This window comes from Paenibacillus sp. HWE-109 (assembly GCF_022163125.1).
GTDB lineage: Bacteria > Bacillota > Bacilli > Paenibacillales > NBRC-103111 > Paenibacillus_E.
In genome coordinates, this window is the sequence record NZ_CP091881.1 from 7829506 (window position 1) to 7851741 (window position 22236).

Here is a 22236-nt window from a genome sequence, read left to right on the forward strand (position 1 = left end):
TGAAGGAGTAGGACAAATGAGTATATCTCCCAAAAAGAAGGTGCGTATTAAAGCGAATCAAAAGGTAGCCATTATCCTCCAAGATCATGATGCTACGGGTAAGGTCTATGTAGAAATTCAAGGCAGTCTCAAGTCGCGTGAGGTGATGGTCGAAGCGCTTAAGCGCTTGGAGGATGGATTGATTTATGCCGATGAAGACTGTACAGAGCTTATTGAAAGTGAATATATCGAGGTGTCGCGCAAAAGAAATTTGTCCCGACGGGACGAGGAGGAGTTCATCTTCCTCATTGATCGGGCGTATGCCGAGGATTATGTGGTTTCAGCTAAGTTGCTTAAATAAACGAAAACTAATAAAACCCCTTGCGAATCCACGCCGAGTGGACCGCAAGGGGTTTTTATGTGCAAATCAAGGAAAGAATTAGTCTTTGTGAATAGCAGGTGCTGTTTCCACGGAAGTCAAACGATCATAGAAATCTACAAAGTTATTTCTTTCCTTGGAGTTCAATAACGCCATTGCCGTACGTGGATGCTCATCAAGCGCACCTACGATCATGTATGGAATGAGGTAGCCCCAATCCCATTTTTGACGCATCGTAATCATATGTTTCTCGATAATTTCAAGAACCGGACGAATGTCGTAACGTGCGCCTTTGAGGTAGCTGAGCAGCAGCTCAGTCGTACAGTTTCCTGCAGCGCGGCCCATTCCGTATACGGAAGAGTCAAGGAAGGATACGCCTTTGGCAGCGCCGGCAATCGTGTTAGCGAAAGCAAGCTGCATATTGTTGTGCATATGCAAGCCAAGCTCTTTCTCTGGAAGCAAACGTTGGAACTTCGTAACCAAGTAATCGATATCCTTGTGATCCATGCTGCCGTAAGAATCTACGATGTAGACAACGTCAACTGGACTTTTGTTAATTTCTTCGAAAGCTTCAACAAGCTCGTTTTCCATTACATGCGAAAGCGCCATGATGTTCAGGGACGTTTCGTAGCCCATGTCATTGAATTTTTGGACAAGCTCAAGGCCTTTATCTACATCTTTGATGTAACAAGCAACGCGGATCAGGTCAAGCAAGCTGTCTTCACGAGGCAGAATGTCCTTCTCATCGACACGGCCGATATCTACGAGAGCAGATAGTTTCGTATCGGTTTTTTTGGTAATGACATCGCGCAAGAAGTCTTCATTCAAGAATCTCCATGGACCGGAAGCTCCGCCTTTCAGCAATTTTTCCGAGTTTTTGTAACCAATTTCCATATATTCTACGCCGGCTGCACTTAACCCGCGATACATGTCTTGGACAAATTCCACGCTAAAATCCCAATCGTTTACCAAACCGCCGTCCCGAATCGTACAATCCAATATCTTGTGTTGATGTTGCTTACCCATGCTCGTATTGCCCCTTTCGACAGCTTATGTCGCGTAAGATTTTGCTATATTATCACTTATGAACAGGCAGCTTGTCAATCTAACCGTCCTCTTAACCAACAACTTTCGTAGGAAACATATGGTAATATGAGAGAGTGGAGTACTAGATGGCACAAAGGGGCTGAGGAATTGGAACAGAATGAGAAGATTATAGCCAAAGAAGTTGCACGAGAGGCTGCTCGGAAAGCAGGCGCGCTTGCCAAAGAGCGCTTCGGAAGTACAATGAATGCCTTGCACAAGGACGAGCGGGGTGATTTGGTTACGGAAGTAGATATTGAGGCAGATCGTTTAATTGTAGACGAGATACTGGCTGCCTTCCCAAGTCATCGTATTTATAGTGAAGAAGCAGGAGAAGGCGGGGTTGCAAGCGATTGGGTATGGCATGTAGACCCGCTGGATGGAACGAATAATTTTGCTCTGGGGATCCCTCTTTATGGTGTTTCTATTTCACTGAGCTACCGAGGACAAATTGTGCTCGGGGTCATCCATGATTCCGTGATGGGGCTTAGTTACTTAGCCTCCCATAAGGAAGGCGCCTGGCAGGAAGGAATTCGACTTGAAGCGAAGCCGCAAGGTGTCCTTGCGAAATCGACCATCTCTTGGATTCAGGGTCATGGGGTGGGCAAGAATGACGCTGCAGCGTTAGGGCTGAGACATCATCTGGAACATTCGCTGAAAAGAGTGCTGCGTATGTGGGCTCCATCATTGACTTGGGCGATGCTGGCGCGCGGAGATTTGCACGGCATTGTGCTGTACAATTCTGAAGGTGAGGATCTGTACGCGGGCATGCTGCTGGCGCAAGAGGCCGGCGTAAAAGTGACGGATTTCTCAGGTCATCCAATCTCGCTGCTGGGTGGCGGGGGAAGCGCTCATTGCGAACCAGCGGAGGGGATTCACGTTGGAGAAGGCATATATGTAGTGGCTGCTGTAGAGGAGTATCATGAAGAGCTGCTCAAGATTGTGCAGGCAGGAATAAGAGGGGCATAGACGACGAATAGGCTAGGAACATTTTGCAAAAGCTAGTGGCAGACTTTCCCTACGGAGGAAGAAAGGATGCTGGGCGATGAATAACTTTGTTCCTATTTTTTTTGAATTTGATAAAGAACGTGATGCGCTGCTTGCGCTGGATACACTGGAAGAGCTCGGCTACAAGCCGGAGCTGCTTGATGGAGAGCGGGCTACCTTGCATATCCATCTGGACGATCAGGAAATCACGTCTGCGCTGGAAATCGCGCAATCGCACGGTGGCCGGCTCGCGGAGCGGCAGCAGGCGCAGGCAGAGCAGGCGACGTTCGCCATGGCGTATGATCTGGAGGGCTCAATCCGCATCCCGGCTCACACCGTGAATGAGGATTGGCCTGACAGCTACGCACAGGCGCAGGCACCGTTGGATAGCGACGCGGTGCCCAGTGAGGAAGAGGCGGCGTTCGACCCGTCGTCGGACGACTACAACCATTTCAGCCCGGGCATCCGGATATGAAATGGGGCTGGCGCAGCCCGCTGGCAGCCTCGGCTGCGAGGCGGCGGCGGAAATTGAAGGTTGGCGCGGCTCGGCAGCGCTAACGTAGTGCAGTGGCCTCCCTGCGTGCAGCAGGAGGCTTTTGGAGGCCGCTGACTCAAAAGGTTAGATTTGGAGTGAAATCTAACAGGAATTTCTCCTGCTATTTTGGCTTTACTAATTCTACACGGTCATCTAACTGGAAAATCTACCGCTAATTTAGCGGGAAATCGCTATTCGGTGAGAAATTATCAGAAATAACGGGAGATTTTCCATATAAACCGGGTTTTCATGCAAAAATACCTAAATTAACGGTAGCTTTTCCATGTAGTGCAATATCATTGAAAGAAAGAGGCTGCCCATAAGTCATTAAATTGACTTAGGGGACAGCCTCCTGTTATGGTTTGGTGCCGCCTGGCGGAGCCGCGAGATCAGGGATGCGGGAGCCGCGAAGAGCCGCAGCAAAGGAAAGTAGCTGTTTGCTTAGAGGATGACGTTGTTGCACGCAGATCAACTAATATTCGTGTCTAATCGTCTATTGGGTATTGCCATTCAAAGGAGAAATAACGAATGGAAACAGTAAATCCCCATGGATTGGAGTGAGATTAGCTTATGGCAAGGTGGCTTCGCATGCTCATCCTGGCAAGTGTTGTAACACTAAGCGCTTGTGCTTCTTCAATATCTAACACGAATTCAGCATCACCCCAAGCAACCTTTTCACCTGCAACTGCAACTGCAACTGTAACTCCATCCTCTGCAACAACTCCCTCACCTGCACCTGCAATTCTGTCCTCTGCTCCCTCTCAACTGGAGGCAAGAGCAATCGGAACGTTAACTAATGGAGAGATTCTAATTGCTCCCAAAACAATGGAAATAGTAGAACAGCTTGGAGCTCCTAGTTGTTTGGGGAAGTCGGAGGATTACTCCATAAAGTCCGATTATGAGGCAATATTTAAAGATAGTACGGGGAAAAAAACGACCATTGTGCTTCCTGAAATCGATACCTTCATTACATCTGAGAATAAGCAGCTTACCTTACCCACACTTCATTTCAAAGATTTTCAAGCTGTTGTCCTGGCTCCTCGTTACACAGACTGTCATGGTATTGAATTTTATTTAATAGGAACAAAAGGCAGCGCTGCTTTCTCTTTTAAATTTAAAACAGATGAGGGGACGTTTGATTCTTTCAACTATGCTCCAAATACACAATTACAAGTTATGGACGATCAATTAGTGATCGAGCCGGGTCAATCCGCTGGAAGTGAAGCAAAGAAACAACGAATATTCAAACCCGATTGGCAAAATCAAACCATGCAATTGGTCAAATCATAATCTGTGGCTTCCGTAACCTGTATCAGCGCCGACTCCTCAAGTGCCATGCCACATTTTCCGGCATTGGCCTGCAATTCTAAGGGATGGATTGGACCAGCATATGATGTGATTATTGTCTAGAACATGAAAGCCGTGCCAGATCTCAGCTTGTCGAGAGAAGGGACGGCTTTTCGCATGCATAGAAAAAAATTAACCATTGACAGGTAATGCCTTATGTCATATTCTTAACCCATAAAACCAAGTGACATTATAGGGATTAAGGGGATGATTCTAGTGAAAAACAACCTAGTGACAGCATTTCAATCTAACTGGGTCAGCTTAGTTGTATCATTGATTATTATTGGGGGTCTCGTCTTTCTGGCGAGAAAAAGAGTTAGCTTCGGCAACCGCGTATTCATCGCGTTAGGTCTTGGCTTAGTGGCCGGTATTGTGTTCAACCAAACACATTTGGAGTTCAAAAGTGTAAGCACGATCGGAACGATTTATGTCAATTTGATCAAAATGCTGGTTATGCCTCTAGTCCTCATTCTTGTTATTAATAGTATTTCATCGCTCTCAAGTCTGGGTCAGCTTCGCAAGTTGGGACTCAAAACGATTGGTTGGTTCTTGCTCACAACAGGGATTGCTGCATTAATCGGGCTGTTGGTTGCTCTGGCATTTGACCCGGGTAACGGCATTGCCCAAGCTGTACCGAAAGATTTCAAAGCAAGAGAAATTCCTACGTTCTCACAGGTTATTCTCGATCTGGTACCATCCAATCCGATTAACGATATGGCAACGGGGAAAGTTGTTCCAGTTCTGATTTTCGCGATTTTCGTGGCAGTGGCTATCGTGCACGTAGGGTCCAAAAAGCCAGAAACGGTAGCGCCTATCAAAGCGTTTATCACATCAGCTACGGCTGTTATTCACCAAGTAGTTAAGTATGTAATCCGTCTAACGCCTTATGGTGTTTATGCTTTAATCGCGGCTATGGCGGCTAAATATGGTTTGGATACACTTGCTCCTCTGGCTAAAATCATTCTTACGTCGTACGTAGCCTTGATCATTCACTTCGTGTTGATCTTCGGCGGGTTGGTTCTTCTCGTGGCCAAAGTTAATCCAATCAAGTTCTTCAGAAAGGCATATCCGACAATCGCAGTTGCCTTTACAACGCGCAGCAGTTATGCAACATTGCCTGTGAACTTGGAAGTCATCACGAAGCGTCTGCGCGTATCACCGCGTATTGCAAGCTTCGTTGCCCCGCTTGGCGCAACGATGAACTTCAATGGCTGTGGCGGTGTGTGGCCGGCAGTTGTAGCGATATTCGTCGCGAAGGTTTACAATTTGCCGCTTAGCGTGTCTGAATATGCTTTGCTTATTCTAGTAAGCGTGATTTCTTCCATCGGTGTGGCCGGTGTACCAGGTCCTGCTGCAATCTCGACGACTGTCGTGCTTACAGCATTAGGCTTGCCGCTGGAAGGTATGGGTCTTGTGCTTGGCGTTGAGGCGCTGATCGACATGGGGCGTACAGCTGTTAACGCAACAGGAACAACCGTAACGGCTCTGCTTGTGGCAGAATCCGAAGGTGAATTTGATCGCGCCGCTTTTGACCGCGACGAGGAAGATGATCTTGAGCTGGCTACAGCTTAAGTGGTAATAAAGAGATAACAAGAGGGTGCTCTCTCGGTTGAAGAACCGAAAGAGCACCCTCTTTTTGTCTGATGTTTAACGGGAATTCCTCCCGTTAAGTTTACTTTGCAAGCGCTGAACCGTCATCTAGCGGGAAAACCTTCCACTAATTTTTGAGGAAACGGCTGTTCTGCTAGAAATCAGCAGCATGTTTACCAGCCATAAACCCAGTCGAGAAAGCTGCGGTAATATTATATCCTCCTGTATATCCATGGATATCTAATATCTCACCGCAGAAATACAGCCCGTTCACGAGCTTGGATTGCATGGTGCTCGGATCGATTTCTTTCAGTTGGACGCCGCCGCCTGTGACGAAAGCTTCTTCCAACGAAAGTGTCCCTTTGATGATGACAGGGAAAGCTTTCATGAGCTTGCAGAGCTCCAGCCATTTTTGCTTAGGGATATTGTCATAGGTCAATTGCTCGTCGAGGCCGGATTTATCCAGCAGAATCGGGATTAGACGCTCGGACAGAAGGCTTTTGAGTACATTCTTGATGGCCTTTTTGGCATCGGCCTTGGCAAGAGCCATGCTGTGGTTATACACGTCGTCCGTGCTTTGATCCGGAAAGAGATCCACGGTAAGGAGGACTTCTTTGCGCTCCGATTTGTTAAGCTCTTTGACGACGAACTGGCTGCAGCGCAGCGCAATAGGACCGGACAGGCCGAAGTGGGTGAACAGCATGTCCCCCCGATGGGAAATTACCGCCTTGCCTTTGGCGTTCCACACGGATAGGCTCACATCCCGCAGCGACAGCCCCTGCAGCTCACGGCTGCGGATAAAGGCTTCCTTCGAGGTTAACGGCACCTCGGTCGGGAACAGCGGCGTGATGGTGTGCCCACCAGCCTCGGCCCAGGCGTAACCGTCTCCCGTGGAGCCGGTGTGCGGAACCGAGCATCCGCCGGATGCGATGATGACAGCGCGGCTGTGCATCGTTTCGCCGGACTGAAGCAGGACGCCTTGGACGCTGCCATCCTGGTACAGGACCTTTTTGACCGGACTGTTCGTCCGGATCTCGACGCCTTGCTTGCGCACTTGGCCGATGAGCGCGTCGACAACAGTCTTGGCCTTGTCGCTCACGGGAAACATTCGGCCGTTGTCCTCTTCCTTCAGGCGTATGCCAAGATTTTCAAAGAAATCAATAATGTCCTTATTCCCGAAATGGGTGAAAGCACTATATAGAAAGCGGCCGTTGCCCGGAATATGCTTGATTAGTTCATCCATGTCTTTATTATTCGTGACATTGCATCGGCCACCACCGGAAATCCCCAGCTTACGCCCGAGTTTATCCCCTTTATCCAAAAGCAGAACCTTGGCGCCCCCGCGACTGGCTGCGATACTGGCCATCAATCCTGCGGAACCTCCGCCGATTACGGTTACATCATAAATCATACAAAACTCCTTTATACCTTTTTGCAAATTGTAGCATTAAATGGAGGCAAACCCAACTATTCAGACTAGTGCGCTAATATTTGCAGTAAACAATTTTCAGCAAACAATCAGCTTATGTTCAACTGATTTTCAGCTTTCGCTCAGAGGGGATTCAGCCTATCCCTATAAACTAGCTGCATGTAGAAAGGGGATATCGCATGGCTCGCATTCTCATCATGGACGACGAAGGTACCGCTCGACATTCTCTCCGATACAGCCTGCAGCGCGAAGGATTTGAAGTTGTTTGTACGGATGAAACACAGCAAATTCCACTACTTATTGAACAATTACAGACAGAACTAATTATTCTGGATGTGACGGCTGCGCAAATGGGAGGCTGGCAGATCGCGCGTCAGCTGCGGCAAGATGCTGATCTGCCAATGCTGCTCATCGGCCCTGGCGGCGATTATACCGACGCCGTGAAGGGATTTCAGCTGGGCGCTGACGATTATATGGCCAAGCCCTTTCATCCAGAGGAGTTGGTGATGCGGGTGAGATCGCTGCTGAAGCGGAATCGTGTGGCGGCATGCACCAAAATACACATCGGCGAGTTCATGATTGACAGAACGATGCATGAAGTTCAAGTCCAGGGGCAAAGCCTCTTTCTTCCACTTAAGGAATTTCAATTGCTGTTTACATTAGCCAGTTATCCCAATCATATTCTGACAAGAAGCCAATTAATTGAGCAGGTGTGGGGGGTCAATTATGAGGGAGGCGAGCGAACCGTTGATGTGCATATCAAAAGATTGCGCAGCAAACTTGCGTCTTTCTCGCAGGCCATCCAGTTCACAACCGTGCGGGGGTTGGGCTATCGGTTCGAAATAAAAACGACTCGACATTAGGCTTCTTGAAGCTTTGTCGGGTCGTTTTTTTGATATTTTTTTTTCGGTCTTGAGTGGCATCTAATGAATTGTAGGATGCTTATCAACGAGAAATTGGCTGCTTTGGAGACTTAACGAACTGGATTGGCGTTATCGATCACTTTATTGGTGAAATGGTGATCATTTGCTTGAAATAGCGCATCTGGCATTCATTCGATTTTCAAAAGGAGTGATTTTGGTCGAATAAAGGGTATTGAGTTCGTAAGGAAGCTTGCGAAGGTGCGTGGACTCGAAGACCTAGCCGTAGGCTAGGTTTTTTGTTGGCGTTCCTGTTTAGAGCGAAAGCATGCACAGGGTGTGGATAACATGTTGATGGAATTGCATATTTTGTGGGTAAATCCTAAATGTGTTGTGGATAATGTGTGGATAAATGTGGATAAGTACTTCGGGAGCAGATGGCAGCTCGTATCCTCGAGTGTAGCTATCCACATTAGCTGAAATCAAGAGACTAAGTCGTGGAAATGAAAATGGTCAATTTGCATATCCAGCCACCTGCGATGGAGCGAGATTTCCTTTCCAAAATAGTGCAGCTCTTGATTCGCAGAAACCACAACAGCTTCGCAAACCGAAGTGCGCTTAGCCATGAGCGCTAGGCCTTCGGCTACCCCAAGCCTGCAAAGCAGCCGTGCCCATACTTGGCACTCCACAAGATCCTGGCCTGCAACGGTGCACTGCACGACGTCACTTGCGGAAGGGGCTGCCTGGTGGTCTTCAAACTGGTTGTAAGTAGACAGGGAGCCTTCCGGCATGGCTACAGCACCCAGCTTGGCATTCGCCTGCCAAGGGTTTTGGATGCCAATGATCCACGGGTCCAGCTTCTGTTCGTTGCGTCCCCATACGGTCATGTCGCCGCCAGCCAAGATCAGGCCTTGCTGCAGGGACATATGCCTGCGGATATATTCGGCTAACCGTTTGATGGACCAGCTTCTATCAATACCACGCAAGTCAATGTTGGAGTGTACAGGCAGTTTAATGGATTTCAAAGACGGATCGACTTCCCATTCCAACGCGGCAGTTGATGCAGCCAGGGCTTCATTCGTTTCATTAGGCAGGAGTGGATTATAGTTGCCATCCGTGACGGCTTGATACATTTCAGCAAGGAAGAGTACCTCTAGCATCGTGTTGGAGACCATACAGTTCTCGCCGGCCAAGGTATTTAATAGGCTGATTTCACTATCAGCGAGTATGCGACTGAAACGTTTCTCCATTTGGTGAAACCAGTCAGTGGCCAGCTTCTTGATAGGGGCATAGTCTTTCTCCTCGCAGCTGAGCAGAAGTTCCACATTGGATTCAATGGCTTGAAATTGAAAGGAATGAAAGGATGGTGCAATAGGCTCCATAAGGTTTCCTCTTTTCTTCGTGTCCTTACGCCTTATTATAGGAGGGTTAACTGAGATTCAATTGATAGTTAGCTGAAAAAATACTGAAAACTCCGGTAAGGTTATCTTAGATCGCCCATCTTCAGCAACCTTTCAGCCACTGCTCAGGTTGTTTTTAGGCAGGATATGGGATACTGGGTATAGAAAGCTTTAAGGCAGGAAACTTATTCGGGAGGAAGACGCCCCATGCGCCAATTAAAAGGGATTAAAATATTACTCGTAGATGACGAGCCACATATCTTGGAGTTTCTGGAATTAGGTTTAACGAATGAAGGCTTTGAAGTGATGACAGCATCGGATGGGCTTTCAGCCATTACGACATGCAATAAATTTCAGCCGCATATTGCGATTTTGGACGTGATGATGCCGGGTATGGACGGATTTGAAGTATGCCGCATGATTAAGAAGACGGAGAATGTCGCCGTCATCATGCTGACTGCCAAGGATGAAGTGGATGATCGGGTGAAGGGACTCACGCTGGGCGCGGACGATTACATGGTCAAACCGTTTAGCTTTGAGGAATTGCTTGCCAGGATCTATGCCCGGATTCGCAATCATTTTCCCAACTTGTTCGGTGAGGTTGTCATCGGACCTCTGCGAATGGATGACCGCCGGAAGGAAATCAGCTTGCACGATAAAGTGCTGGAGCTATCGCCAACTGAATATGAGTTGCTTAAATTTATGGCGATTAACCACGGGCTTGTGCTCAGCAAATCGATGATCCTCGATAAAGTCTGGGGTTACGATTTCGGAGGCGAAGAAAATATTGTCGAGGTGTACATCCGCTCCTTGCGCGATAAGCTGGGAGATAAGGAACATAAGCTGATCCGCACGATTCGCGGCGCCGGTTACCGGATGGATTTGACATGAAAAGGCGTGGCAGGTTTGCCGACCTCTTCGTGATGGGTTCCTTGAAATTTCAGCTATTATCGCGATCATTGCTAGTCATGTCTGCCCTGCTTCTGCTCATTGGCGTATTTCAATATGTCGTTATGCAGAAGTTCATGTATCAGAATAAAGCGGAGACGATTCGCAATCAATTGGCGGCGCTCCCGCCGAATATGTGGCGCTCCGTCGGGGGGGATTTTCAAGGCCCCATAGGAACGCCTTCGTTTCCGAAACAAGAACAAGAACGCAATAATAACCGTGCCGATAATGGGGGAGACCCGCAGCGAATCTTCGTCTCGGAATTGTCGATTGCTTTGATTGATGCCAGCGGTAATTATAAGCTGATGTCGACACAAAATGAGCAGCCTACACCGCAGCTTCCGCCTTCGGAATATGTTGCGATGATGGCCAAGAGAATGAAGCTGCCATATAAGATTATGAATGACGCCAATGGCAGCGAGCAATTGGTCGTTTTTCATCAAATTGGCGGCGAACCGGAGCGGTCAAGGGGAAATGCCGGCATACAGGGCATGATTCAAGCAAGCACGAGCACCGCACCATTGAAAGATGTGCTGGCTCAGCAGTTGGTGACCTTCATCTTCCTTTCTTTGTTAGCGCTTATATTCGGCTTGCTGGGCTTCCTTCCCGTGTTGAGGCGGACGCTGGTGCCGCTTTCTAATATGGTCGATACCGTGAAGCAAATTGATGCCGGGAATCTGAATGAACGTTTTCCAGCGCATCAAGGACAAGTGGAAATTGATCAGTTGGCTGTTTCTTTCAACAGCATGTTGGAGCGGCTGGAATTTTCTTTCGAGGCGGAAAAGGAAGCCAAAGAGCAGATGCGACGATTCGCGGCCGATGCCTCGCACGAATTGAGAACGCCGCTCACCTCGATTCACGGCTTTCTGGAAGTGCTGCTTCGCGGGGCTTATCAACAGCCCGAGCAACTGCTGAAAGCGCTGAAAAGCATGCACGGCGAATCCGTGCGCATTAATAAATTAGTCGAGGATCTCCTCATGCTCGCGCGCCTGGATCGTACCCCGTCTTTCCATAAGACGGATGGTGTGCTTGATGAGCTGCTGCGCGAAATGGAGCATCAACTCCGTCTGCTTGCAGGAGACAGGACGGTTACGTTCCGGCTAGAGCCGCAGACACATTGTCTGTATGATCCGGACAAAATCAAACAGGTTGTGCTCAACTTGTTTCACAACGCCGTTCAGCACACCCATCCGGAGACAGGCCAGCTCAGCCTTTCCCTGGCGACAAGGGAGGCAGGCGTCGTCGAGATCGCCATTCAAGACAATGGGCCGGGAATTGCTCCGGAGCATCTCCCTCATTTGTTCGATCGCTTCTACCGCATCGATTCCTCGCGGGCCAGACGCAGCGGCGGAGCCGGACTGGGCTTGTCGATCACGCAGACGATCGTCGAACTCCACGGCGGTATGATCGAGGTGGAGAGTGAAGTAGGGGGCGGCAGCACATTCAAGGTGCTGCTGCCTGTAGGGAAGTGAGAGAAGCCTTATCCCGCGTTGGGGGATAAGGCTTTTTTTGCGTTGTTGCAGGCGCGCTGGTATAGTGAAGTCCCTTCCAACCGCCTCACCGTGTGTTTTAAATGGACAACTATTCCGGCAAGCTTGGCTTTAATGGAGATCGCCTTCTTGCTGCTTCTACCCCGCTCCCCGCCAAATAGCGGATCGTAGTTCCTTTTCACGCTGCGCTCTGCGTCATCGCATTCGCCCAAAGGGAACTAGGTTCCGCTAAAAAGCTGAAAACTGCCTAATTCCACGCCAAAGGGAACTACGGTCCGCTATTTCACCATTTCCCGGTCGGAATCTGCATTTTCCGCTTAAATAGCGTACCTCAGTTCCCCTTCATGCTGCTTCTACCCCGGTCCCCGCCAAATAGCGGATCATAGTCCCTTTTCACGCTGCGCTCGGTGTCATCGCATAAAGGGAACTAGGGATCCGCTAAAAAGCTGAAAACTGCCTAATTCCACGCCAAAGGGAACTACGGTCCGCTATTTCACCATTTCCCGGTCGGAATCTGCATTTTCCGCTTAAATAGCGTACCTCAGTTCCCCTTCGTGCTGCTTCTACCCCGGTCCCCGCCAATTAGTGGATCGTAGTTCCTTTTCACGCTGCGCTCGGTGTCATCGCATTCGCCCAAAGGGAACTAGGATCCGCTAAAAAGCTGAAAACTGCCTAATTCCACGCCAAAGGGAACTACGGTCCGCTATTTCACCCTTTCCCGGTCGGAATCTGCATTTTCCGCTTAAATAGCGTACCTCAGTTCCCCTTCATGCTGCTTCTACCCCGGTCCCCGCCAAATAGCGGATCGTAGTTCCTTTTCACGCTGCGCTCGGTGTCATCGCATTTGCCCAAAGGGAACTAGGTTCCGCTAAAAAGCTGAAAACTGCCTAATTCCACGCAAAAGGGAACTACGGTCCGCTATTTCACCCTTTCCCGGTCGGAATCTGCATTTTCCGCTTAAATAGCGTACCTCAGTTCCCCTTCGTGCTGCTTCTACCCCGGTCCCCGCCAAATAGCGGATCATAGTTCCTTTTCACGCTGCGCTCGGTGTCATCGCATTCGCCCAAAGGGAACTAGGATCCGCTATTGCGGTAAATCGGCGGAGCAAGGCCACCTCGCGGATCGTAGATGCGTTATTTTACGCAAATCCCGCGTCATTTCGAGGGTGAAACAATGAAATAGAGGAACGACGATCCGCGGAAGCCCCATGTTGAGCGGTTCACGCCCAAATAGCGAATCTACGATCCCTCTGAGCCCCATTTGTCCTGCCGGCGGAGGGAGATAGATGATAGGGGAGAACCTGTAGAGCAGATGCTTCCATTTTCAGCCAACCCTCAGAAACTTCTCAACGAACACTCAGTTTATACTCAGATGGGATTCAGGTAAGGGGGCTATACTTGGTTTTGTAAGGAAGAAACAAACAAAAAATATAAGAAAAAGGTGGAAACAAATGATGAAAAACATCGGCAGAAAAATTCTTACAGGTTCATTGGTAGCTTCTTTCGTACTCGGAGTTGGTTTTGTTGGCGCCCTACATAATCAAGCATTTGCAGATACGGCAACAGGTTCGACAACTAACGCAACGACGCAGGAAGCACATGGCGGTAAAGGTCGTGGTGATTTTGGAAACCGTGGCGGCTTCCATGGCAACAATGTGGTGAAAGAGACAGCAACTATTCTGGGCGTTGAAGAAAGTGCCGTTCAGGAAGCGTTGAAAGCTGATAAAACGTTGGCTGCATTTGCCGTGGAAAAAGGACTAACCGAAGCGGACTTTCTGGCCAAATTAGTTGCAGCTGAAACGGCATCGCTTACAGAGCAAGTGACAGCAGGCAAAATCACCCAAGAACAAGCGGATAAGGTTATCGCGGGTCTATCGGATCAATTAACGAAACAGATCCAGGGCAAAGGTTTCGGCGGCGGCGGATTCCCTGGTGGAGGCCAAGACCAGTTCCCAGGCGGAGATCGCGGCGGCAAAGGAAGCAATTTGATCGCGCAAACAGCTACGATTCTTGGCGTAGAGCAAAGTGTTGTGCAGGATGCTGTGAAATCAGGCAAAACGCTGGCCGCTTTTGCGGTGGAGAAGGGGCTGACAGAAGCTGACTACGTGGCGAAACTGGTTGCAGCAGAAACAACGTCCATCAATGCAGAGGTCACAGCTGGCAAATTGACGCAAGAGCAAGCGGACAAGAAGCTGTCCGGTCTTTCCGACCGCTTGACGAAGCAAGTAGAAAGCACGCGTCCTGAGGGCGGTCAAGAAGGCAGAAGAGGCCCTGGCGGTCACGGTGGCCCTGGTGGATTCTTTGGCAACCCTGAGTTAGTAACGTCCATTCTTGGCATCACGCAGGATGAGCTCAGAACTGAGCTGGAAGCGGGTAAATCCCTCGTAGATGTAGCCACATCCAAAGGCATCAGTGAAGACGACTTGATCAGCAAAATAAAAGATGGCCTGACAGACAGCATCAAAAAACAAGTAGAGCAAAAAGGCACGGACCACAAACGTCCGGATGGCAAAGCGGGCAAGGGCGCCGCAGCACCGGCACCGACTGCAGCAGCCGCTGCAACAAACTAAGAGCCGGAATCCGGTTCATCAAAACGAAATGATAAATCAACCGCTGCCCCCTTGAGGGAAAGTGGTTGATTTTTTGTATTGACACCTTTTAGGAGATGATCTATAGTAAGAACAACCTAATACCAAGTTAGTAGATCGGAATTGTGAATTTAAGCATTCGCCAAGAGAATGGAGGGCTCAAGTTGAACATCGAGAACATCGAAGCATTCGTTTATGTGATTCATTATGGCAGCTTCAACAAGGCAGCGGAAGTCCTCTATCTGTCTCAGCCATCGGTCACAGCGCGAATACAGTCCCTGGAGCGTGAGTTGGATTGTCGACTTTTTGATCGCATAGGCAAACAGACTTCTCTAACGGATGACGGGAAGAAGTTTCTGCCCTTTGCCCAGCAGCTTTTGCAAACCTTTCAGAAAAGTAAGATTCAGCTAAAACAAAAAAGAACACTGCCGAACGAACTGCGCGTAGGGTGTACCGTGTCCGTTTCCAATTATATCATTCCAACGATTATACCGAAGCTCAAGCACAAATATCCTGACGTTAACTATAAACTCTCCACAGCGGCTTCTGAGGATATCATCAATAGGGTGCTGAACCGCGAACTGGATCTCGGTTTTGTTCGTAATATCAGCCATCCGAATCTCCTCTCTGCCAAAGCCTATGATGACCCTATTCGTCTATATGTCTATGCAGGCCATCCTTTTACTCAGAAGGCAGAGGTCTCGCTTGAAGAGATTGGCGAATATTCCCTGGTTTTCTTCGAGTGCGGTTCCCTGGACTGGATGCGAATCCATCGGTTATTTGCCAGTATGAACCAGCCGCCGAGCATTGAGTTTCAGACAGATAATCTGGAAACGGCCAAGAAGCTCGTGCTGCAAGGCGCAGGCATCGCGTTTCTGCCCAGTCTATGCGTGGAACAGGAAGTCAGGGACGGGAAGCTCTTTCCAATCGATTTCCCGCAAACCGCGGGCATTTCCTTACAGACGAATATGATCGCTCTGAACGGAGAGAACGCGATATTTTTCAATAGCGCCTTAGATTTGTGTAAGGGAATTGCTCAGTCGATCCGAGAACATATATGACTTTTGAATATGCATATAGAAAAACTCTATTATCCAGTTGCTGCACTTGATGATAAATTAAAGGCATAGCTATAATCCATACTTAACAGGTAGGAATTATTAGCATTAAATTTAAACAGAAGATACAATGGAGGGGTTCACGATGAAACAATTGACAACACTTGCTGTGACAACACTAACTTTAGCCTTGGTGGTAGCAGGCTGCGGCTCCAAAAGCACGGCAACAGATGCATCCCCTAAAGCTGCTGCAGAAGGCAGCAAAGCTCCAACTGCAAGCGCTGCTGCAACAGCACCTGTCAAAACGAAAAAAATCATCGTAGGAACTGGCACACAGTTTCCTAACGTAGCTTTCCTAGATAAAGACGGTAAACTTACCGGTTATGATATTGAACTTGTGAAAGAACTGGATAAACGTCTTCCAGAGTATGAATTTGAATTTAAAACGATGGATTTCGCGAACTTGCTGCTTAGCCTCGAAACGAACAAAATCGATTTCGTCGCTCATGAAATTGAGAAGAACAAGGAAAGAGAGCAGAAATATCTGTTCAATAACGAGCCATACGCTTACTGGAAAACAAAAGTCATAGTAGCCAAGGACAACACAACAGTGAAGTCTATTGATGATTTGAAAGGCAAGAAAGCTTTGACAACAGCAACGAGCGCGGAAGCGACACTGCTGGAAAACTACAATAAAGCACACGACAATGCGATCAAAATTGTGTATCAAAGCGGTGCTGCCAACGATTTAGTCAATCAACTTACAACAGGACGTGCGGACGGCGCGCTAGGAGCAGATTTCTTGCTGCCGCTGGTTGATCCCCAAAGCAAACTGAAAGCAATCGGCCCTATTATCGAAGAGGCTGAGGTTCGTTTCTTGTTCCGCAAAAATGATAAAGACGGCCAAGAACTTGCTGATAAAATCGACGCTGCACTGAAGGCTGTCAAGGCTGACGGGACACTTTCGAAGCTGAGCACACAGTGGTTGGGCGGAGATTTCACGAAAAAAGAAGATACCAAGTAAAGTTCCTACAACGATTAAAGGAAAGGTGAGATCGCCGTCATGGCCAACCAATTCGATATCACCTATGTATTTGATTTTTTGCCCAAATTATTGTCCTACATCGACATAACGTTGTTCATTGTTGCTTGCTCCATGCTGCTCGGCATCCTTTTTGGACTTCTCATTGCCCTGCCTCGACTGTATAAAGTGCCGGTGCTGCAGCGGTTGTCACAGATCTACGTCTCTTTCTTTCGAGGGACGCCGATTCTGATCCAGCTATTCTTGATTTACTACGGGCTGCCGGAGATGTTGAAAGCCATTCATGTGGATGTTTCCAAAGCGCCGGTATTAACGTTCGTCATCTTGACGTTTGCCCTTCACTCCGGAGCTTATATCTCTGAGGTGATCCGGGCAGCCGTCAAAGCTGTCGATAAAGGCCAGGTAGAGGCTGCTTATGCCGTCGGAATGACCGGGTACCAAGCGTTCACCCGCATTATTGCTCCGCAGGCACTGGCCATATCGCTTCCCAATTTTACGAATCTACTGATTGCCAACCTTAAGGATACATCGCTTGCTTTCTCGCTTGGCGCCATGGAGCTTATGGGCAAAGCGCAGACATTGGGGGCTGCCACGCAGCACTTTTTTGAAACTTATGTGTCTTTATCGATTATTTATTTCATCATTTGTTTCGGGCTTGAGAAGCTGTTTATTTCTATTGAGAAACGACTTCTTGCACATGAACAACCGTTGGTGACAGAAGAACGTCAGCCGCTATCGCGCCGTTGGTTCAAAGGCGTCTGGTCTTCTCAACCGGATAAAGGAGGCTTCCAAGCATGAAGATAGATCCTGCGTTCATTTGGACCGCCTTTGTTCAATTGCTGTCTGCCCTGCCGACGACTTTGATTATTACTGCTGTTTCCGTCTTTTTTGGATTTCTGATCGGAACAGCGATAGCTTTAATCCGACTATATCGAGTGCCTTTTATCCATTACCTAGCTACGGCTTATGTTACATTTGTTCGTGGTACACCGATGCTGATGCATTTGCTGCTTATCTATTTCGGACTGCCGATGCTCATTGACGCCGTCGCGACTGCGATGGGTTGGAGCTTCCGCTCGGTATCCATTCCGATGATCGGTTTCGCCTTTCTTTCCTTCTCTATTACAGCAGGAGCCTACCTCTCTGAAGTGGTGAGATCAGGGATCGTGTCCATTAATCGGGGGCAAATGGAAGCTGCTTATTCGATCGGGATGACGACGACGCAGGCGCTTCGACGCATTATTTTACCACAAGCGCTGGCTGTCAGCTTACCCAATCTATCCAATACGCTGATCGGGATGCTGCATGGTTCCACATTAGCTTTTACCGTATCGGTCGTTGAAATTAATGCCAAAGCGCAAATTGTCGCAACAACCAACTGGAAATTTTTCGAAGCCTATATCGCCGCTGCCATCTTGTTCTGGGGAATTACCTTCTTGATCGAACGAGCAACAGGCCTGCTGGAGAAGCGAATCAATCTGTATAACCGAGGTGGCGTATCATGATCCGAATGGCCAATATCACCAAATCGTTTGGTAAAAATGAGGTCTTGAAAGGGATTAACCTAACTGTCAAAAAAGGGGAAGTGGTTTGTATCCTTGGTCCCAGCGGGTCCGGCAAAACAACCCTTCTGCGCTGCATGAACTATTTGGAGAAACCGAATAACGGCGAAGTGACCATCGGAGATTTCACTGTCAATTGCAAACGCCCCAGCAAGCAGGATATTCATACTCTCAGGCAAAAAACAGCGATGGTTTTCCAGCACTACAATCTGTTCAAACATAAAACCGTGCTCGAGAATGTGATGGAAGGACTCGTTATCGTTCAGAAGCAGCCCAAGGATAAAGCGCGGGAAACCAGCGTGAAGGTGTTGGAGAAAGTAGGGCTGGGCAGTAAGCTGGACGCTTATCCTAGCCAACTATCCGGCGGTCAGCAGCAGCGGGTGGGCATTGCGCGTGCGCTTGCTTTGAATCCAGAGGTCATTCTATTCGACGAACCTACTTCCGCGCTTGATCCCGAACTGGTTGGCGAGGTTCTGGATGTTATTCAGAAAATCGCTAAGGAAGGCATCACGATGATTGTTGTCACGCATGAAATGGGCTTTGCTCGTGAAGTTTCCAATCATGTCGTGTTTATGGATGAAGGCGTGATCGTCGAGGAGGGCAAGCCGCAGGAAATTTTCGGTGCTGCCAAAGAAGAACGCACAAGACAGTTTTTGAAACGAATTACGCCTGAATGGAGCTATAACATATAACGTCCGAATCGGAATGGAGTGAGTGGTCATGGGAATTAAACTTAGTATATTGGACCAAAGCGTTGTTTTTCCTGGGGAGACTGCCGTTGATGCCTTCAAACACACCATCCAGCTAGCGCAGAAGGCGGAAGCTTTGGATTATACGCGTTTCTGGGTATCGGAGCATCATGATTCTGAACAGGTAGCGGGGTCATCACCGGAAGTGTTGATTTCACATCTGCTTGCCAAAACAGAGCGCATTCGCATTGGCTCCGGCGGTATCATGCTGCAGCATTACAGCCCCTACAAGGTGGCTGAGAATTTCAATGTGCTGGCTTCCCTGGCGCCGGGCCGGGTCGATCTTGGTGTAGGTCGCGCGCCGGGCGGACTGCCTCGCTCTACCAAAGCCTTGCAGCAAGGTATTGTAGAAGCTACTTCTCTCGCGGATAAATTGAGCGAGCTGCAGCAGTTCGTGCAGAATAAATTGCATGATGATCACCCTCTGAAGGGTCTGCGCGTCTCGCCAATTCCTACAGTACCTGTGGATATCTATATCCTTGGAGCCAGCGCGGCAAGCGCGCAATCAGCAGCTGAAGCAGGCCTTCCTTATGTATTCGCACAGTTCATCAACGGGGATCATGCGATCGCTGAAGCGGCATTCGAGGCTTATCAGCAAAACTTTAATTTCGAAAAAGGCACACAACCAAGACTGCTTCTGGCGCTTTCTCTCATCGTAGCAGATACGGAAGAAGAAGCCATTGAACTGGCTGGCGAATATAAAAATGTGAAAATTCATTTGGAAAATGGCAAGACCTTAACGGTGGGTACGCTTGAACAAGCCGAGGAATACGGCCGCCAAACACAAGCTAAGTTCACTGTAGAGGAGAAGCAAGCTGAGATTACGAAGGGAACGAAAGAAACGGTGCGTCAGAAATTGCTGGAGATCCAGCAGAAATACGGCATCGAAGAATTCATCGTAACCACATCGGTCAAAGATTTCGCCAAGCGCCTGCGTTCCTTCGAACTGCTTAGTGAGGCATTCTCGGAAACCTTGGTCTAGGTTCGAAGGAGGAATGAAAATGAGTACATCAACTTCGGAGCGGACGCTGCCGGAATTTGCACAGAAGCTGGTCGATATTCGGCGTCATTTGCATCAGAATCCGGAATTATCGCATGAGGAAATCCAGACAACAGCCGCGATTCGCGCTTGGCTCACTGAAGCTGACATTCGCATTGCGAACTTCCCGCTCAAAACTGGACTGATCGCTGAAGTTGGCGGGAAACAGCCGGGGCCGATCATCGCGATTCGCGCGGATATAGATGCTTTGCCGATTCAAGAGGAAACGGGCTTTGCCTACGCCTCGCTGGTTGCAGGAAAGATGCACGCATGCGGGCATGATTTCCACACGGCGGCGGTCCTGGGAGCTGCGTTTCTGCTCAAGGAGCGGGAGAGTGAGCTGAAAGGAACGATCAGATTCGTGTTCCAGCCCGCTGAGGAGAAAGCGCAAGGCGCTGAACAAGTCATCAAAAGCGGTGCTCTCGATGGCGTGCGGGCGATCTATGGCATGCATAACAAGCCCGATCTTCCTGTCGGTACGATAGGGATCAAGTCTGGTCCTTTGATGGCGGCGGCAGATGGCTTTGTCATCGAAGTCGAAGGGCTTGGCACCCATGCGGCGGTTCCCGAAGCGGGCATTGACCCGATTGTGACCGGAGCGCATATCGTGACTGCGCTGCAATCGATCGTAAGCCGCAACATTAGCTCCCTGCAAAGCGCGGTCATCAGTGTAACGCGTATTCACAGCGGTACGGCCTGGAATGTTATTCCGGACAAAGCGATACTGGACGGCACGCTTCGCACGTTCGAAGAGAGCGTAAGATCGCTGATTATCAAGCGGTTTGAGCAAGTCGTACACGGCGTAGCAGCCGCCTATGGCACCAAAGCTGTTGTGCGCTGGGTCAAAGGGCCGCCGTCGGTATTCAATGACAGCGAATTAGCGCTTTTGGCAACCGATGCAGCCCGTGAGGCGGGCTTGGAAGTCATTACACCTTCGCCCTCCCCGGCTGGCGAGGATTTCGCTTTCTACCAGAAAAAAATTCCTGGTGTGTTCGTATTCATGGGCACCGAGGGTTCACAAGAATGGCATCATCCGGCTTTCGATTTAGACGAACGAGCTTTGCCTATCAGCGCTAATTACTTTGCTGTTTTAGCTGAAAAAGCGTTGAAAGAGCTATCATCCGACATTCCACTGGAGGTATCGCCATGAGTCAAGCAACCCCCGATTTACCGTCCTATTTGCACACACATGATCAACTGCAAGAAGCCATTCAGGGGCTTAGCGAAGCTCAATTGACATGGAAGTCCGCACCTGAGAAATGGAGTGTGACCGAGGTTCTTTCCCATTTGGCCGATCACAACATCGTCGTGTCTTTCCGAATCCGCGCGATTATTTCCGGCGCATCGGCGCAGCTGCCAGCTTTTGACCAAGATCCATGGGTCAGCAGCGCCAAAGCGAATGAAGGCTCGGCATCGGATATTTTAGCGGTGTTTCAGGCGTTATTAGTTTATAACCATTTACTATTTAAGCGATTATCCAACGAGGATTGGGCGAAAACAGGCGTTAATTTCAAAGGACAAATTCTCACATTAACAGATGTTGTTCAGTCCTTCGTCGCTCATGTTCAGGTTCATTTGGCTCAAATCGCACGGATTAAGAATGAATTGGAAGCGCGTGTATAAGGGAGGGTTTACGTATGGCGGATGCAAAAGAGCTTGAAATTCGGGAAGCCACGGAGGCTGACCGGGACGCAATTCGCAAAGTCCTGGAAGACGCTTATGGACAATATCGCGCAGTCCTGCCTCCTGAAGGCTGGAATCAATATAGAGAAAACATTATTGCTTCTGTTGATAGTGATAAGCCAACGGCTCGCATAATTGCTTTAATCGATGGGGAAGTTGTCGGGAGCTCGCAGTTGTTCCTGTCTTCTGAAGCCGCCTATGGGCTGCCGGAACTTGAGATCCAGTCGCCTATCATTCGTTTATTGGCTGTTTCGCCAAGTGCCAGAGGGCGCGGAATCGCTACAGCTCTGATCAAAGAACACGTTAGACGCGCTAGAGAGTTAGGAGCAGCAACGCTGCATTTGCACACCTCAGACATGATGGAATCCGCTGTGAAGCTCTACGAGCGACTCGGCTTTGAACGCGCTCAGGATAAAGATATTCATAAAGGTGAGACGCTCGTCAAGAGCTACCGGCTGCAGCTGCAAACCGCAGCTATATTATGAAAGG

At 48.9% G+C, this 22236-nt stretch carries 21 protein-coding genes; 18 read left to right on the forward strand and 3 right to left on the reverse strand.

Annotation, left to right across the window (positions count from 1 at the left end):
* Positions 1–16 precede the first annotated feature (16 nt).
* On the forward strand, positions 17–340 hold the full coding sequence (locus LOZ80_RS33755; RefSeq protein WP_238168615.1) for a hypothetical protein: 324 nt from the start codon (positions 17–19) through the stop codon (positions 338–340).
* A 78-nt stretch (positions 341–418) separates the two neighbouring features.
* Here LOZ80_RS33755 and LOZ80_RS33760 read toward each other — a convergent pair whose 3' ends face one another.
* Positions 419–1384, reverse strand: a complete 966-nt coding sequence (locus LOZ80_RS33760) for an aldolase catalytic domain-containing protein (RefSeq protein ID WP_238168616.1) — start codon at positions 1382–1384, stop codon at positions 419–421.
* A 126-nt stretch (positions 1385–1510) separates the two neighbouring features.
* On the opposite strand from LOZ80_RS33760, the gene LOZ80_RS33765 reads away from it, so the two are divergent.
* The 4 genes from LOZ80_RS33765 to LOZ80_RS33780 all read left to right on the forward strand — a co-directional run bounded on the left by LOZ80_RS33765 (position 1511) and on the right by LOZ80_RS33780 (position 5882).
* Positions 1511–2410, forward strand: coding sequence for an inositol monophosphatase family protein (locus LOZ80_RS33765; RefSeq protein WP_238168617.1), 900 nt, complete (start codon positions 1511–1513; stop codon positions 2408–2410).
* A gap of 76 nt (positions 2411–2486) precedes the next feature.
* Positions 2487–2903 (forward strand): hypothetical protein, encoded by a 417-nt coding sequence (locus LOZ80_RS33770; protein ID WP_238168618.1) that lies wholly within the window; start codon positions 2487–2489, stop codon positions 2901–2903.
* 648 nt (positions 2904–3551) lie between these two features.
* Complete coding sequence (locus LOZ80_RS33775) at positions 3552–4253, forward strand: hypothetical protein (protein ID WP_238168619.1); 702 nt, start codon at positions 3552–3554, stop codon at positions 4251–4253.
* Positions 4254–4526: 273 nt separating this feature from the next.
* Entirely contained in the window at positions 4527–5882 is a 1356-nt protein-coding gene (locus LOZ80_RS33780) for a dicarboxylate/amino acid:cation symporter (RefSeq protein WP_238168620.1), read from the forward strand.
* 172 nt (positions 5883–6054) lie between these two features.
* Here LOZ80_RS33780 and LOZ80_RS33785 read toward each other — a convergent pair whose 3' ends face one another.
* Positions 6055–7311, reverse strand: coding sequence for a BaiN/RdsA family NAD(P)/FAD-dependent oxidoreductase (locus LOZ80_RS33785; protein WP_238173196.1), 1257 nt, complete (start codon positions 7309–7311; stop codon positions 6055–6057).
* A 197-nt stretch (positions 7312–7508) separates the two neighbouring features.
* Between LOZ80_RS33785 and LOZ80_RS33790 the strand changes: the two genes are divergently transcribed.
* Positions 7509–8192, forward strand: a complete 684-nt coding sequence (locus LOZ80_RS33790; protein ID WP_238168621.1) for a response regulator transcription factor — start codon at positions 7509–7511, stop codon at positions 8190–8192.
* Between the two features lie 479 nt (positions 8193–8671).
* Here LOZ80_RS33790 and LOZ80_RS33795 read toward each other — a convergent pair whose 3' ends face one another.
* Complete coding sequence (locus LOZ80_RS33795) at positions 8672–9571, reverse strand: FAD:protein FMN transferase (RefSeq protein WP_238168622.1); 900 nt, start codon at positions 9569–9571, stop codon at positions 8672–8674.
* A gap of 225 nt (positions 9572–9796) precedes the next feature.
* Here LOZ80_RS33795 and LOZ80_RS33800 point away from each other — a divergent pair, with 225 nt between their 5' ends.
* From LOZ80_RS33800 to LOZ80_RS33855, 12 genes are all read left to right on the forward strand, one after another.
* Entirely contained in the window at positions 9797–10480 is a 684-nt protein-coding gene (locus LOZ80_RS33800; RefSeq protein ID WP_189012451.1) for a response regulator transcription factor, read from the forward strand.
* Positions 10477–12009 carry a sensor histidine kinase gene (locus LOZ80_RS33805; RefSeq protein WP_238168623.1) on the forward strand — a complete coding sequence of 511 codons (1533 nt, stop codon included), beginning with the start codon at positions 10477–10479 and terminating at the stop codon, positions 12007–12009. The genes LOZ80_RS33800 and LOZ80_RS33805 overlap by 4 nt, the downstream gene beginning before the upstream one ends.
* A 1468-nt stretch (positions 12010–13477) precedes the next feature.
* Positions 13478–14596: a hypothetical protein gene (locus LOZ80_RS33810; protein ID WP_238168624.1), complete on the forward strand. Its 1119-nt coding sequence runs from the start codon at positions 13478–13480 to the stop codon at positions 14594–14596.
* A gap of 182 nt (positions 14597–14778) precedes the next feature.
* Entirely contained in the window at positions 14779–15675 is an 897-nt protein-coding gene (locus LOZ80_RS33815; RefSeq protein WP_238168625.1) for a LysR family transcriptional regulator, read from the forward strand.
* Positions 15676–15817: 142 nt separating this feature from the next.
* Positions 15818–16696, forward strand: coding sequence for a transporter substrate-binding domain-containing protein (locus LOZ80_RS33820; RefSeq protein WP_238168626.1), 879 nt, complete (start codon positions 15818–15820; stop codon positions 16694–16696).
* Positions 16697–16735: 39 nt separating this feature from the next.
* Positions 16736–17512 (forward strand): amino acid ABC transporter permease, encoded by a 777-nt coding sequence (locus LOZ80_RS33825; RefSeq protein ID WP_238168627.1) that lies wholly within the window; start codon positions 16736–16738, stop codon positions 17510–17512.
* On the forward strand, positions 17509–18219 hold the full coding sequence (locus LOZ80_RS33830) for an amino acid ABC transporter permease (protein WP_238168628.1): 711 nt from the start codon (positions 17509–17511) through the stop codon (positions 18217–18219). Before LOZ80_RS33825 ends, LOZ80_RS33830 begins: the two co-directional genes overlap by 4 nt.
* On the forward strand, positions 18216–18968 hold the full coding sequence (locus LOZ80_RS33835) for an amino acid ABC transporter ATP-binding protein (protein WP_189012444.1): 753 nt from the start codon (positions 18216–18218) through the stop codon (positions 18966–18968). Before LOZ80_RS33830 ends, LOZ80_RS33835 begins: the two co-directional genes overlap by 4 nt.
* Positions 18969–18996: 28 nt before the next feature.
* Positions 18997–20007 carry an LLM class flavin-dependent oxidoreductase gene (locus tag LOZ80_RS33840; RefSeq protein WP_238168629.1) on the forward strand — a complete coding sequence of 337 codons (1011 nt, stop codon included), beginning with the start codon at positions 18997–18999 and terminating at the stop codon, positions 20005–20007.
* Positions 20008–20020: 13 nt separating this feature from the next.
* The gene (locus tag LOZ80_RS33845; protein ID WP_238168630.1) at positions 20021–21214 is read left to right on the forward strand and encodes a M20 peptidase aminoacylase family protein; all 1194 of its coding nucleotides are present in this window, start codon (positions 20021–20023) and stop codon (positions 21212–21214) included.
* The gene (locus LOZ80_RS33850; protein WP_238168631.1) at positions 21211–21687 is read left to right on the forward strand and encodes a DinB family protein; all 477 of its coding nucleotides are present in this window, start codon (positions 21211–21213) and stop codon (positions 21685–21687) included. The genes LOZ80_RS33845 and LOZ80_RS33850 overlap by 4 nt, the downstream gene beginning before the upstream one ends.
* Positions 21688–21701: 14 nt before the next feature.
* The gene (locus tag LOZ80_RS33855) at positions 21702–22232 is read left to right on the forward strand and encodes a GNAT family N-acetyltransferase (RefSeq protein ID WP_238168632.1); all 531 of its coding nucleotides are present in this window, start codon (positions 21702–21704) and stop codon (positions 22230–22232) included.
* Positions 22233–22236: the final 4 nt, after the last annotated feature.